At 40.9% G+C, this 14070-nt stretch carries 16 protein-coding genes; 6 read left to right on the plus strand and 10 right to left on the minus strand.

All coding sequences use genetic code 11. The annotated features are described in order from the left end of the window. Positions 1-13 precede the first annotated feature (13 nt). Both IGK63_RS09790 and IGK63_RS09795 read right to left on the minus strand, forming a co-directional pair. Complete coding sequence (locus tag IGK63_RS09790; protein WP_016613425.1) at positions 14-751, minus strand: MurR/RpiR family transcriptional regulator; 738 nt, start codon at positions 749-751, stop codon at positions 14-16. A 14-nt stretch (positions 752-765) separates the two neighbouring features. Continuing rightward, the gene (locus IGK63_RS09795) at positions 766-1269 is read right to left on the minus strand and encodes a GNAT family N-acetyltransferase (RefSeq protein ID WP_016613426.1); all 504 of its coding nucleotides are present in this window, start codon (positions 1267-1269) and stop codon (positions 766-768) included. A gap of 171 nt (positions 1270-1440) precedes the next feature. Between IGK63_RS09795 and IGK63_RS09800 the strand changes: the two genes are divergently transcribed. Next, on the plus strand, positions 1441-1704 hold the full coding sequence (locus IGK63_RS09800) for a hypothetical protein (protein WP_034872255.1): 264 nt from the start codon (positions 1441-1443) through the stop codon (positions 1702-1704). Positions 1705-1817: 113 nt separating this feature from the next. Here the strand turns inward: IGK63_RS09800 and IGK63_RS09805 are convergent, their stop codons facing one another. From IGK63_RS09805 to IGK63_RS09815, 3 genes are all read right to left on the minus strand, one after another. Beyond that, positions 1818-1988 (minus strand): hypothetical protein, encoded by a 171-nt coding sequence (locus IGK63_RS09805; RefSeq protein ID WP_005235207.1) that lies wholly within the window; start codon positions 1986-1988, stop codon positions 1818-1820. 131 nt (positions 1989-2119) lie between these two features. Beyond that, entirely contained in the window at positions 2120-2995 is an 876-nt protein-coding gene (locus tag IGK63_RS09810; protein ID WP_016613428.1) for a cation diffusion facilitator family transporter, read from the minus strand. 198 nt (positions 2996-3193) lie between these two features. After that, positions 3194-4219: an NAD(P)/FAD-dependent oxidoreductase gene (locus tag IGK63_RS09815; protein ID WP_005235204.1), complete on the minus strand. Its 1026-nt coding sequence runs from the start codon at positions 4217-4219 to the stop codon at positions 3194-3196. A gap of 266 nt (positions 4220-4485) precedes the next feature. Here IGK63_RS09815 and IGK63_RS09820 point away from each other — a divergent pair, with 266 nt between their 5' ends. Together IGK63_RS09820 and mprF are read left to right on the plus strand one after the other, a co-directional pair. Next, positions 4486-5211, plus strand: a complete 726-nt coding sequence (locus IGK63_RS09820; RefSeq protein WP_005235202.1) for an alpha/beta fold hydrolase — start codon at positions 4486-4488, stop codon at positions 5209-5211. 2 nt (positions 5212-5213) lie between these two features. Beyond that, entirely contained in the window at positions 5214-7760 is a 2547-nt protein-coding gene (gene mprF / locus IGK63_RS09825) for a bifunctional lysylphosphatidylglycerol flippase/synthetase MprF (protein WP_005235200.1), read from the plus strand. Between the two features lie 65 nt (positions 7761-7825). Here the strand turns inward: mprF and IGK63_RS09830 are convergent, their stop codons facing one another. Next, positions 7826-8785: an SPFH domain-containing protein gene (locus tag IGK63_RS09830; RefSeq protein WP_005235198.1), complete on the minus strand. Its 960-nt coding sequence runs from the start codon at positions 8783-8785 to the stop codon at positions 7826-7828. After that, on the minus strand, positions 8782-9057 hold the full coding sequence (locus IGK63_RS09835; protein WP_005235196.1) for a hypothetical protein: 276 nt from the start codon (positions 9055-9057) through the stop codon (positions 8782-8784). The genes IGK63_RS09830 and IGK63_RS09835 overlap by 4 nt, the downstream gene beginning before the upstream one ends. A 185-nt stretch (positions 9058-9242) precedes the next feature. Here IGK63_RS09835 and IGK63_RS09840 point away from each other — a divergent pair, with 185 nt between their 5' ends. Both IGK63_RS09840 and IGK63_RS09845 read left to right on the plus strand, forming a co-directional pair. Next, complete coding sequence (locus IGK63_RS09840) at positions 9243-9653, plus strand: organic hydroperoxide resistance protein (RefSeq protein WP_034872372.1); 411 nt, start codon at positions 9243-9245, stop codon at positions 9651-9653. 58 nt (positions 9654-9711) lie between these two features. Next, the gene (locus IGK63_RS09845) at positions 9712-10146 is read left to right on the plus strand and encodes a MarR family winged helix-turn-helix transcriptional regulator (protein WP_005235192.1); all 435 of its coding nucleotides are present in this window, start codon (positions 9712-9714) and stop codon (positions 10144-10146) included. Positions 10147-10196: 50 nt separating this feature from the next. Here the strand turns inward: IGK63_RS09845 and IGK63_RS09850 are convergent, their stop codons facing one another. Together IGK63_RS09850 and IGK63_RS09855 are read right to left on the minus strand one after the other, a co-directional pair. Beyond that, the gene (locus IGK63_RS09850) at positions 10197-10559 is read right to left on the minus strand and encodes a hypothetical protein (RefSeq protein ID WP_008378626.1); all 363 of its coding nucleotides are present in this window, start codon (positions 10557-10559) and stop codon (positions 10197-10199) included. 278 nt (positions 10560-10837) lie between these two features. After that, positions 10838-11206: a DUF7006 family protein gene (locus IGK63_RS09855; protein WP_005235188.1), complete on the minus strand. Its 369-nt coding sequence runs from the start codon at positions 11204-11206 to the stop codon at positions 10838-10840. 455 nt (positions 11207-11661) lie between these two features. Between IGK63_RS09855 and IGK63_RS09860 the strand changes: the two genes are divergently transcribed. Next, positions 11662-11838, plus strand: coding sequence for a hypothetical protein (locus IGK63_RS09860; protein ID WP_005235184.1), 177 nt, complete (start codon positions 11662-11664; stop codon positions 11836-11838). 54 nt (positions 11839-11892) lie between these two features. On the opposite strand, the gene IGK63_RS09865 is transcribed toward IGK63_RS09860, so the two are convergent. After that, positions 11893-14052, minus strand: a complete 2160-nt coding sequence (locus IGK63_RS09865; RefSeq protein WP_016613431.1) for a lectin-like domain-containing protein — start codon at positions 14050-14052, stop codon at positions 11893-11895. Positions 14053-14070 lie beyond the last annotated feature (18 nt).

The raw sequence follows: 14070 nt of genomic DNA on the forward strand, positions 1-14070 counted from the left end.
TAGTTTTAATTATTCAGCGGCCTTCACAATCAGTAACTAAATCAAATAAAAGTTCCACCAAATAAATGGCTGGAATTTGTGAGGACAATGAATCAGCTTCTTGATTATCGGAATAATAATAAGCAAAATTTCGCTCAGATAGTTTAGCAATTGACGTTGTTGAACGATTTGTCAGTGAAATGGTTGAAATTCCAGCGAGGCTACATTCAGTGATCAAAGATTCAAGGAATGGATCGGCGCCTTTATTAGAAAAGACTAGCAACGTGGTTTCGCTACTTAAGGTTCGCCAAAGGGATTTAATCGATGTTGCTTCTTCCTCTACGATCACGATCTTATCTAAACGTGCAAACTTTTGTTGGGCATAGATCAAAGCAAGTGTTGATTCCCTATCACTGGCTAAGATCAAAAGTTTTGTTTTGCTTATTCGTTTAGCAATCGTTAATAATGTTTCTCGATAGAAGGATTCATCCATACGTTCAAAAAAATAGTGCAGGGCTTTTTTATCTTGTTTGAATAATCGATCAGTCTTTCCTTGTTTCTGTAACGTCTTTTTCAATTTGATTTTAAATTCTGAAAAACCTTCGCAATCAAATTTTCGACAAAACCGCAGAACAGTCGTTGAGCTAGTTTTTGTTGTATCAGCCAGTTCACGAATAGACATCGAACAGACTTCTGCTTGCTGATTTAAAACGTATTGAAATAGTTGCCATTCTTTCTTACTGAACGACTTATTCTTGGCAGTGAGTTCCATTCGTTTTCTCCTTGTTACGCCCCTTCGTCTCCAGCAATCTTCTTCTCATAAATAAAATCATCCATAACAAATCCCGAACCAATCGTAACGGTGCGTTCAGAAACGCGTTCAAAGCCGCGATGTTCATAAACAGCGATCGCTTGCTGATTTTGTTTGTTGACGTTTAAATGCAACGTTTTGCCTGAGGCGATTTCCTCATACCAATCAAAGACTTGGCTGGCATAGCCTTTGCCTCTAGTGGATTGGTGGAGATACAATTTACTTAAATAAATCTGCTGCGGCGTTTCTTCATACGCTGTATACCCCACTGCTTGGTCACCTTCCATTAGTAAAAGATAGACGGCTCCTTGCTGGACTTCGTTTTGAATCGCTGCTGGTGATTGATAATGAGCCAGCATATACGCGACTTGATCTGAACCAATGATTGGTGTAAACACTTCTGGCCAGATTTCTTTGATCAAACGATCCAACGTTTGGAAGTCTTCTGGTGATTGAATGATTTTTTGTGTAATTGCCATAAGAATCCCTTCTCTCTGTTGCTGTGCGAAACAGAAACTCGCTTATAAATATCTCTATTATAAGGGAAGAACCAAAAAAAGAAAGGGCACGTTGAATAAAGATCCCTAAAAGTTTCAAAAGATGGTAAACTAGAAGTGAAAAAATGGCTACAAAAAGGAGGTAGCAATACGATGCAACTCTTACAACTACTTTTACTGGCAATCATTTTTGTTTCTTTCTTCATGGTGTTGATTGGATGGGTTTTATCGATGACCAATGGCTTGATCTTTTCTCGTTCTCCTCAGCAATTTAAAGCACACGCTCATGATTCTAACTATGAAAAAGAACGACAAGCAGGCAAGCGCTTGAAAGAGATTATATTTCGACGCATTATTCCTTTAGGAATAGCCTCTTTGCTCATCTATGGATTAACCGCACTATTAAACGTCCTTTAAAAGTTTTTAAAAAGACTTGAACAAATCGAAAAATAACCGGCATCTTTTCCTGTTGATCAATGCTCCTTTCGCTTTCGCTGTGGAAAACATCAATGCATAAGATGCCGGTTTTTTTATTTGCTTACTGCTGCTTTAGAGGCTTGAACTTTTTTCAGTAAAGCGAAGAGGACTTGGCTATCATCGATAGCCGCAATATATTGTTGGCAAATTGCCATCATTTCTGTTTCATCCATTTTATCTAAAGAAATAACTAATTCATTTTCTACTACCTGCTTATTATTCATAGGGCTCCCTACTTTCTTCCTTTGTTACCTCTAGTTTGCCATGAATGAGCAGGTTCCGTAAGAACTTTTCAGTTTACAAACAGGAAACGGGTGGTTTACATCCTTGTCCTACCAAGGTTTTGCCAGAAAATTTATTCGGTAGCTGGCTCAATGTGGATGTCAGTATCAAACACCTGAAAACGATCAGCTAAGAGATCTTCAATAGCATCTGCCACGTTATGACTCTTTTCAACCGTCAAAGATTTGTCCATCGTCACGACGACATCAAGAAAAACATTGGCGCCATACATTCTTCCTCGAATCGATTTAACAGATTTCACTTCAGAAAAACCAGCGATTGCCGCTTCATACTCCACGACTAACGATTCATCAAACCCATCAGAAAGTGAAAAGGCACTCTCGCGAAAAATATCAACGGCGGTTTTGATAATCAAAAGAGCTACCACGATCGCAGTCAAACTGTCTAACCAACCGATACCAAATGAGGCGGCAAAAATAGCGATCGCCGTTCCAATACTTGTCCACGCATCGCTGCGGTTGTCTTTAGCAGCTGCTAGCAAGGCGGAGCTTTTTACGCGAGCGGATAATCGCTTATTGTAGTAATACATGCCATACATCAAAATAGCTGAAATGATACCGACGATTGCCGCAATCATATCGGGACTTTGCGTTTCACCGAGTAGAATCGTTTGAATGGAGGACCATAAAACCTGCAGACCGACCGCCAGCATAATCAAGGATGTTACGAGAGTCGCCACATTTTCTGCTTTCCAATGACCATATTTATGGTCTTCATCTGCTGGCTTTTGAGCCAAACGCAAACCGATCAAAACAGCGATAGAAGCTACGATATCCGTCGCATTGTTTAATCCATCCGCCCATAATCCTTCAGAGTTTGCCAAACGACCAATAACTAGTTTGGCGATGGAAACAAAAATGTAGGCAACGATACTTAAGATGGCGCCTCTTTCTGCTTGTTTTAATTCTGTATATCTTGTTTGATTCATGTCATCCCCTCCAATTAGTCAACTTGAAAATAATAGCTGAAATTTTCATCAATTGCATCATTTATTTGAGAGATTTTATTTTTTAGGAGTGGCAAACATTCACTTCTAGTGAAACGAATTTCTGTTCTGAGGCTACCAAAAAACAGGACTCCAGAGGGAATCCTGTTTTTTGTTTTTTTCTTTCACAAAGAATCGCTGCTACTCGTTCACCAGCAGCTGTCGATTTCTTTCACTGAATTTCTCATTATGGGAAGAAACCATCGCCTGTGGGACACTGGTCGGCTCTAAATAGTGTTTGATTTGGTTGACTGCTTGCGCAGCATCTTGAAAGGCGCCTGCCAAAAGATTCACTTTACCTTTGAAGTAATGGATGTCACCAGCTGCAAACACACCGGGATGGCTGGTTTTTGTTGGAATCTCACAGTTCAAATAAAAATCTTCATGACGTGCGAGATCAAAGGAAACTTTATCTAACAAGGCACTGTCCCGGTCATAGCCATGTTGGATCAACAAATGATCGCATAAAAAATCGATAGTTTCTTGGTTAGCACTGTTTTTTAATCTTAGAACCATATTAAAGGTTTCGGCTTGATTCACCCCGTCAATCGTGTGATTCATCAGCACTTGAATCCCTTCTGCTTTCATCTTCTTTACTTGTGCTTCATGGGCCTTCAATTTCTCGCCCCGATAACAAAGCGAAACTTTTGCCCCATAAGACGCCGCTTCAATCGCATAATCAACTGCTGCATCCCCGCCGCCAGAGATCACAAGATGTTTGCCTTGGATCGCTTGCTGGTCAGGAAACTGATAGTGGATATAGTTGTCGACATTATTATGGATGAAACAAGGCAATTTTTGCGGAGAAACGACACCGCCGCCAATACAAACTAAAACGGTGCGTCCAACATGGGTCCTCCCTTGGTCATCCACTGCATAAAAAAGATCGTCTTCCTTGGTCAATTCGATGATTTTCGTTTTCAGATAGATCGTTGGATCAAACAACTTAGCCTGTTCAATCAAGTGTTCTTTGACTTTCTTCCCCTTGGTTGGCGGCAATGCACCCACATCCCAGACCATTTTTTCAGGATAAAAATTGATCTTCCCGCCTAATTCGGCTTGTGCTTCAAACAATACGACCGATAGATCACGTAATCCAGCATAAAAACTCGCATAGAGCCCCGTGGGCCCTCCTCCGATAATCAGAACATCTGCTATAGTGGTCATTGGCTAGCCTCCCTTTCATAAATGAAAATCATTCTCAATTAGTTAGTTCGATTATAGTCAACGAAACCGTGTTTGTAAAGAATTTTCTGAAAACAAATTAATTAACTTAGTCGATTATTTTTATTTACATTGTAAAGAAAAAAGCCTTTTCCTAAATATCTGCTAAAGAAAAAATGAGTAGAATGTTATTTTTTCTCATTTTATCTAGTGATATGTTTGTGATAGCTACTGACTTCAAGGTATACTCTTAGAAAGTAGGTGAAAAAATGAAAGTTGAAAAATGTTACGCACCCTTACCGGATGGGTCTGTCCTCTATTATGAAAAAACCGGTTCAGGATGCCCTCTTTTTTTATTGCACGGAAATGGCGGTAGCAGTGCCTATTTCTCAAAGCAGGTCGACGCATTGCGACAAAAACATCAATTGTACTTAATCGATAGCCGTGGGCATGGCAAGTCCACTAACACACAGAAAAAGATCGATTTTTTTAAAATGGCAACGGATCTTTTAGCAATCATTCAGCAAGAAAATTTGTCTAAAATCGCCCTATTAGGATTTAGTGATGGGGCTAATCTAGCAATGGTCTTTTGTCATCTTTACCCTGAGTATGTTAGTTGTATGATTTTAAACTCGGGCAATACTGAGCCACGGGGAGTTAGACTCTTTTCTCGAATGGGGAGTGTCTTGCAATATCTGATCGTTTGGCTTTGTTCCCCATTCTCAAAAGGAATGCGGGGCTTTCTCCCTATTTTGGGATTGTTGTTTCGTCCAATCGGTTTATCTACAGCCGATTTGAATCACCTCAGTGTGCCGACATTGATTTTGGTCGGCAAACGTGATTCGATCAAGCTTTCCCATTCATTTTATATTGCAAACAGTATCCCTCAGTCCAATTTTATCGTCGTCAAAGGACAAGGACATAGTTTTGCACGAAAGAATCCAGAGGTATTTAACACGAAAGTATTATCTTTTTTAGAAAAGGTCGGTGAATAACTATGAGAATCTTTACTTGGCTCCGCGACCACCGCTCACTGTTTAAAACACTCTTCTTGATTGCAGTAGCCGTGATCGTGTTGGGCGAACTGCTTTCATTAAGCAAGACGATCTCCATTGATCAATTAAAAGAGTTGTTTGCGCAACTGGCACTTTGGCGAGTGGCATTAATGGCTGTCATTGGGTTATTATGTGTCTTGCCAATGGTCTTATATGACATTGTCTTGAACCGCCTATTAGGGGACAAACCTGATCGCCGTTATTTGCTGGAAACCAGCTGGATCATCAACACTATGAACAACTTAATCGGCTTCGGCGGCTTCATCAGCATCGGATTACGCTCGGAATTTTACGGCAAAGGAAAAAAAGGCAAAGAAGTTGCCCAAGCAATTTCGAAGATTTTTATTTACCTGATGTCTGGTCTTTCGATTTTATCCCTTGCTGCACTAGCCTTCGTCTTATTTGGTCCAACGACAGATTATCTGCAACAGTATTGGATCTGGCTTTTAGGCGGTAGTCTTTATTTTCCAGTTGTCTATGCCCTTAGTTTTTCCAAAAAAAATGCTTACTTAGGTGGACTGCAACGGCGTGATCGTCTGCAGTTGATCGCCGCTTCCTTATTAGAATGGCTGGGTGTTTTTGCAGCCTTCTTTACGACTGGTCTCTTGATGGGCATCTCGGTGGATGTGTTTCAATTGTTGCCACTTTTCATCGCTGCCTCCGTGATTGGGATCGTTTCGATGATTCCCGGAGAACTTGGAACCTTTGATGTAATGATGATCATGGGAATGGGCTCACTGCAGATTCCCCGTGAAAGTGTCATTGCTTGGCTGTTGCTTTTCCGCCTGTTTTATTACATCATTCCCTTTTTGATCGGTTTGCTTTTTTTCTCAAAAAATGTCGGCGTCTCCCTCAACCAGCGCTTTTCTGGTATCCCCAAAAGCTTGTTGTTGGAGGTATTCCATAAGATCGAGGTGTTGCTGCTTTATTTGACGGGAACGATGTTGGTGCTCTCCGCTACGATTCCAGAAGCCTTTGATCAAATCAAATGGTTGGCCCACCTCAATCCGATTCGCTTGAATTTTGTGATGCAGTACCCGAGTATTTTTCTCGGTTACCTCTTTTTAATTGCCGGTCGAGGGATATCTGCCCGTGTCAGTCGCGCGTACGTGCCGACGCTTTTGTTGATTGCAGCAACAATCGGTTATGCTATTTTTGCTGGCTTCCGTTTTTCGACCATGCTGTTTCTTCTATTATTATTAGCAATCATGATTTTTTCAAAAAGCGAGTTGTTCCGTAAACAACTCGTCTTCTCGTGGGAATGGCTGACGATCGATGGTTTGTTAATTGGTTCGTTGACGATCCTCTATGTCATTATCGGGGTCTACAATATGCCTCATATCAATCGACATCCAACGCATCACCATTCGATGGATTTTTTGCTTTTCCCTTCTGAAAAATTATGGCTGCAAGGGTTCGTTGCGATTTTATTCGTCGCCATTGCGATGCTGCTGTTTGCCCGGTACTTGATGGGACCAAAACACCAATTAGGCGTCAGTGCTGCCACTGATAAAGTGAAACATGTTTTAAATACTTACGGTGGCAACAGCGACAGCCATCTGGTGTATCTAAAAGACAAGAAAGTATACGTGTATCCAGAAATTGGCGAGCCGACGGTCTTTTTTCAATTTACGACCTTTAATAACAAATGTTTAGTCATGGGGGATCCTTCTGGGAAGCAAGCAGACTTTCCACAGGCACTGGAAACTTTCTTAACAGAAATGGATCAATGGAATTATCTGCCGGTCTTTTATGAAAGTAGTGAAGAAATGGTGATGCTGCTGCATGAATTTGGGTATGACTTTATCAAATTCGGTGAGAAAGCTTATGTGGATCTACCTAGCTTCACCCTCTCAGGAAAGAAAATGAAGGGACAGCGGGCATTGAACAATAAGATCACTAAAGAAGGCTTTACTTTTGATGTGCTCACCCCACCCTTTTCAGCCGAAACATTTGCAACGCTTAAGGAAATTTCTGACAACTGGCTAGATGGACGGAAAGAAAAAGGGTTCTCCCTTGGGTTCTTTTCAGAATCCTATCTAAGCACCGCACCAATTGCTGTCGTCCGTAATCAGCAACAGGAGATCGTCGCATTCGCTTCCTTTATGCCCACCTATCAAACAGGCCTAGCATCCATTGATTTGATGCGCCACGATCCTGAAAAAGCGCCGAATGGAACGATGGATTTCTTGTTTATTCAGCTATTCGACTATTTTAAAGAACAAGGCTACCAACAATTTGATTTAGGCATGGCACCATTAGCCAACGTTGGTACTTTCCGCAGCAGTTTCTTGCAAGAGCGGATCGCCTATCTCGTTTACACCTTTGGTTCTCGTTTCTATTCTTTTGAAGGGTTACGCGAATACAAACAGAAATATGCCGCTTCTTGGTCCCCTCGCTACATTTTATACTCTCGGGATAGTTGGATCGGGTATGTCATGATGGCCCTCTTGATCGTCGATAATCAATCGGCGGAAAAAACGAAGTAAAAAAGGTTCCCATACTCCTCTTTCTTCTCGGAGTATGGGAACCTTTTTCAATTGTTGTGCTTAACTTATTCAGCCGATTTAGATGGTGCATTTTCCCAAAGTTGTTTGACGACTGGAATATTTCCCAGTTCCGTCATATTTGATGGCAGAATGACCGTATTGGTATTGCTATTCACCACATCTCTGAAGGCTTCGATCCCTAGATATGATAGTGAGCGCTCGTCGAGCTGGCTTTCTTTGATTGCTTCATTGATGGCTAAAATCCGTTTGCGTTCAGCTTCAGTGATTTTCGCGATTCGTTCTGCTTCCGCCTCGGCATCAATCCGTACACGCTTTGCCCGCGCCTCGGCATCGATTTGAGTTTGTTCCGCTCGGGCTTCGGCGTCGATCGTCATTTGAGAAGCTTTGGCTTCTGCACTCAAGACTGAAGAAGATTTCTCACCTTGGGCTCTTGTGATCATCGATTCTTTGTCTCTAGAGGCAGTGATCAATTTGTTCATTGATTCAATGATTTCTTGCGAAACTTTGATTTCCCCAATGTTGATTCGGTCAATCGCTAAGCCATAGCCTGCCGTGATATCTTTGATTGAAGTAAACAACGCTACGTTGATTTCTTCAGTCCCATTTAAAACTTCATTTAAATCCATTTTCCCGATGATTCCCCGCAAGTTCGATTGGGCATCTTGGATCATTGAAACAACGGAGTTTTCATTTTCGTAGACAAAGGCACGCACATCTGTGACATGGTATTTGATTGCTTCATCAATTTGAACGATTACATTATCTTTTGTGATTGCACTTTGGGGTTCGATCTCCAAAGGAATCTGTTTCAAGGACACTCTTTCTCTAACTGTATACAAAATCGGAACAAGAAAATGAAGCCCTGGTTCCAACGTTCGAACGTACTTCCCAAAACTTTCGACAACTTTGACTTCCCCTTGACGAACAATCACAGCAGTGCTTGCAATCAGCCAAATCAGAATCACTAATACTAAAATAACTAAAATAATTTGGATAATGATCATTGTAAAAACCCTCTTCCATTTTCAAATAATGTATTGTTTACACGGGTCAATAAGACACCGTTTTCAACCCCGATAATCTCTAACATGACATTTTCAGCAGGAATCCCTGCAATCACCCGATATTCTGTATAGGTGCCATAAAGCCGTATATAGCCTGAATAATGATCCGTCAACGATCGAAAATAGCGCCCTACCGCTCGTTTTTCCATATAATCTACGATGATTTTCACCCTCTTTGCCTTCACGCAGTAAATTTGAAGCTTCAAACTCATTTGTTAATCTATTACAAGTGTTACTAACTATGATAGCACGTTTCACCCAAGAGAACAGTAAACTTATGCTGATTACGCTTTTTTTTAGAAAAAAAACATAGAACGAAAACCAATTCCTTGCATTTTTCATTTAAATTGCATACAATTTAATTGTACAAAATATAAAAATCAGGAGTGAAGAAATGATGAAAAAAATGTATTCGACTAAAATGATCAACACTGGTGGCCGTTCAGGAGAAGTACACAGTCCCGATCATTCATTTGAGCTAAACATCACTGCACCTGGCAAACGTGTCGAAAATGCTACCAATCCAGAACAACTTTTTGCAGCTGGTTTTAGTGCTTGCTTCAACAGTGCCCTTGAATTGGTGAAAAGCAGCAAAGGAATCGATGGTGCTTCTACGGTGAGCGCACAAGTGACCTTATACGCAGAAAGCGAATCCAGTTTTGTCTTGGGTGTTGAGATCGAAGGTCAAATCGAAGGATTGTCAACAGAAGAAACACAAGAATTGCTTGAGATCGCTCATACCGTATGTCCTTATTCAAAAGCCACAGCTGGCAACATTGAAGTGACTGTCAAGGCCGTTAGCGAGTAGACTTTCGTTGAAAAAACAGCTATGATAAGAGGCGGATATTAGAAAAAGGGGTGAAAACATGAATGTCTTAGCGTTAGAAAACCAATTGTGTTTTCCTCTATACGCCGCTTCAAAAGAAATTATCAAACAGTACAAAGACTTACTGGACCCGTTGAATTTGACCTATACCCAATATTTAGTGATGTTGGTGTTATGGGAAGATGAAGCGATCAGTGTCAAAGCATTGGGGAAGCAATTATGTCTCGACTCTGGCACACTGACACCGGTTTTAAAAAAGCTTGAAGCAAAAGGCTACCTAGTAAGAAATCGAAATCAAGACGATGAACGTTCTTTGCGTGTCACATTGACTGACTCAGGCAAAGCGCTTCATGAACAAGCGTTAGAGATCCCCTACAGAGTGACCGAATTCTTGCCTCTTGAACCGGAAGAACTGTCCGTGCTCCATCAATTGACGACAAAAATGGTACAAAAATTTCAAGAACAAGAAAAATGATCCGCTGTTTTCACAGCGGATCATTTTTTTATCATGCAAACGAGTATTCTTTAAGAAGCTTTAGTTTTCAATTCACCAATCACATTTAGCAACTGGGTTAATTGTTCAGGATCTTCGATTTTTCTGATGGCGATTTTCACTAATTCAAAAATCTGGTCATCGGTTAGGCCTGTCTGTAATATCTCCAATTCACTTACAGCTGGCTGAAAGCGACGAGCCAAGACTGATCCGCTCATTTTGATACTTGCAATCTCCAGAACTCCTTTGTTTACTAACTTGCGAATCACGGACAGTGATGTGTTACGGTTTAAGCCGAAACGTTCACTAAATTCTGTACAGCACAGAGGTTCATCCACAGCCCAAAAACAAACTAAGACTTCCCACTCTTTTTTTGAAAAACTCAAGTAATCCATAATTGCTCCTTTCCATGCCGATGAGGCTGGTTCTTATTTTCTAAATTAAAACAATCGCAGCTATTTCAGTCAGCTGGCTTTCCTCTTGCTTTTTTCGATTGTTTTTTCTTTCACTAAAAGGATTATATACCAATAATAATCTATTTTATTCATAATTTCAAAATAATTTTTATTTTAATGATAAATAACATGTCTAATTATTCTTTTTCTTGATAAAAAAAAACGACTAGATCAGCTAGTCGTTTTCTTACTCTACTTGATATTCCTACGAGAAGTGTTTATTGAACACTGAAGATCAAACTCTCATGCTCTTGTTCTTTTAAGGAATAGCCACAAAATTCTTTATTCAAATTCGGAAAATCACGTTCGATCATCTGAATAATCTCGATTTCCGTCAACAGTTTGTCTTCTGACAATTGCAGCGAGTTCAACAAAACAAAGCGAGAATCATAGCCTAAAATTTCCGGCATCAACCGCCAAAAATTTGTGCTGTCAATTTGTTGGATCGTTTGTTCCATAGCAACAATCAAGTTTTGCACGTGTTCATAGACTTTAGGATAATCAGATTTTAGTAGATCCAACAGTGCTTGGTCTAGCACTTTATCTAAATAAGCCTTTGTATCGGTATAAATTATTGAAGAAATCACTTATTTCATCAATCCTTTCATTCAAATGCCATATTCGACATTGTCAAGGATGGCTCCTTGTTCTTATATATAGCATACTATCGGTGATTTTCGTTCTCAGATTAAGGATAGAATATAGAAAAAAAAGAGAAGCGTATTTTCTTGTCCCCTAATCTTACTCCACAATAGCAAAATTTTGCTAAACTGATAAGCAAAGCGATTCAGCACCTATCGAAAATGAGAAAATTGTCAGATTTCCTTCCTTTTTTATCTATAGCGATTCCTACCCATCGGGCTCTGTAACTGCCAATAGCCTCGCAATTACACACTTCCACGCCTCCCCCCAATAAACGTAGGTTTTTTCTCATTTTAACAAACGTCTTACACAGCATAATTTCAGACAGAACCTTATACAACATGTATAATTAAATTATAGAAAGTCATCAAAATAAAACGAAACGAGGAGTGGATCACAGATGAAGAGTCATTGTAAATGTGGAAAAAAAATGAATGCCCATGAAAAAAGCTGTCCAGACTGCAAACACAAAAAACAGCAAACCTTAGAATCCTTGGAAAAATTCGTTAAATACGGCAGTTTTGCTTTAGCAGGCCTATCATTAGTTTTAAAAATTGCGAAAAGCCGCCAAAGTTAAAGGGACCGACATAAACTTTTAGACGAAAAAAACGCCTTCTAGGCGTTTTTTTTGCTATTCATTAATGATTGTACTCTCCAACAGCCAGTCGACTGTGCCTGTATAGGTACCTGGTAAAATCAAATCTAACTTGGGGACAAAGCGAAAGTAGCAATCATATTCCTGAAGATCCAAGGTTAAGTCCGTTGCTCCTGTTGGCTCCTGCTGGAAAATCACTTGCTCTTCAGAAGTGACAGAAGCCACCAGCTGATTGGTCACCGGATCATAGAGTACCAACTGAATTTCCTCTGCCAATAGTTGCTGCTCTAGCATAAAATCCTTTATCTGTCCACTTAACTGCCAGGTTCCTTCGCTGGTATTGCTGATAGACAAAAGGGCTTCTTGATCAAAAGCAATCGCTATATAAGCAAAGCCATCGTCTCTGATGGATCGTACCAGTTCATTCAAGGTCACTGTCGCTGTGATTGAAGCAGGCGCACGCTGAAATTCTACAATCCCACGAAAGTCAATCCCATAATAACGTGTCGCCGATCGATTGCCTTCTGTATCGATCACATAGGAAGCCAGATAATAGGTTGTGCCTGGTTCTAGTTCTTCGGTGTCTAACACCAATGTATCCGTTAGCGGCTCCGACAATGTTCCCCGTTCAACCAACGCTGCTTCAGAGAAATCGGTTTCGGTGATTGTCACATCCTCCGTAAAGAACTCCGTGACATATATTTTGGCTTGGGTCGAGTTTTGGTCATCAATCGTGATCGGTATATAGGAATTGCGCTTTTGCCGCACGATCTGCAGGTCTGCTTTTGATTCTGCCAATGACGCCGAACCTGTTGTAAGCGTTGGTGGAAAGATTCCAGTCATTTGATAATAATGAATTTCTGGATCACCTGACGTCATACTGGAAACAAAAGCATTTCCATTAAAAACAGTTTGGACAGGGATGGCTATATCTAAATTCTGATTGAGCGGCGCTTCTGTGTAATTGACGGAAAAGTGAACGATGTATTCATTCCCTTTGACCATGTCAGGCAGTGTCGCAACCAATTGCCCATTTTCAATGACAAAAGGTAAGGCAGTTCCGCCTTCCGGCATGCCATTAACCATGATTTCACTGGCTTTTCCAAAATAAACCGCCTCGGGAACTAATGATAGTCCTTCTGGAAAAAGCGATGAGAGCAAGATTCCCGATTCCAAGTCAGCTAGATCACTGGTGCTTTTATAGGAGAGATAGGTCGCATAAGTAATGGTTTTGCTATTGTCGACAGTGGCTGGCTGGGAAAGTGTCGTACCAGTATCCAACAATAGTTTGACTGGGTCTTTTTCAAAAACACCGGTTCGCATCTCAAGTTCTACTAATCCTTCAACATCGACAAACGCCACTGCTTTTTCTTGAACATAGCCCCCGTTTGCACCAGTAAAACCAAAATAGACCGGTGCACTATTAGTCAGGTTCAAATTTGATTTGAAGGTGTCATCAACAGGTACCGTCACATCAACACCGAAATCTGGTACGGTGTAACGCAACGTTTGCGTTGGCTGATCAAAAACTACTGTAAAACTATGCCACACCCCATCGGAAATATCACTTACTGATACCGTATCACGATGATTTAAGACTTTATCGATAATCAGCCAGCCATCGGTGGTATATGCGTCATTTGAGCCGGGAAAATTCCATGCGATATGATGGCCGGAAGGAACATCGCGATCCATCATACCGTCCCCAGTCAAACCGGCATTATTATAGAACGTATCGAATTCAATCGCAAAACTTTGCGGGATTGCCCCCGTATTTAAAGGAGTCGTTCCTCCTGTATTTGACCAGACGCCAATCGTCGGTCCTGCTTGTTCTGCCAGCGCATTTAAGCCATTGCTTTGCATCACAAAAGCGAGCCCATCGCTGTCCGTTGCTGTATTATCGATACAAAATGCCATTTCTAACCGAAAAGAGCGAGTAAAAGAAACCGGCTTATTGAACCAGACACCACCACTGGAGTTGGTAGTAGCTCCATCATTAATCTGAACATAATTAACGCCCGGTTCCCCTTGTGGCGACCCCGCTTGTCCCACAGGAGTGATCAGAGAATCGTCAATCGCTAACGTAGGAAAATCTGGCGCAGATACCGCAGCATGGACGATTTCTTGTTTCCCACATAGCAGCAAAATGCTAAAAAAGAACACATAGCCCCATCGGATAATGCCAAACTTTTTCATCACTGTCCTCCGCTTTCT

Source organism: Enterococcus sp. AZ040 (assembly GCF_050499185.1).
GTDB lineage: Bacteria > Bacillota > Bacilli > Lactobacillales > Enterococcaceae > Enterococcus_D > Enterococcus_D entomosocium.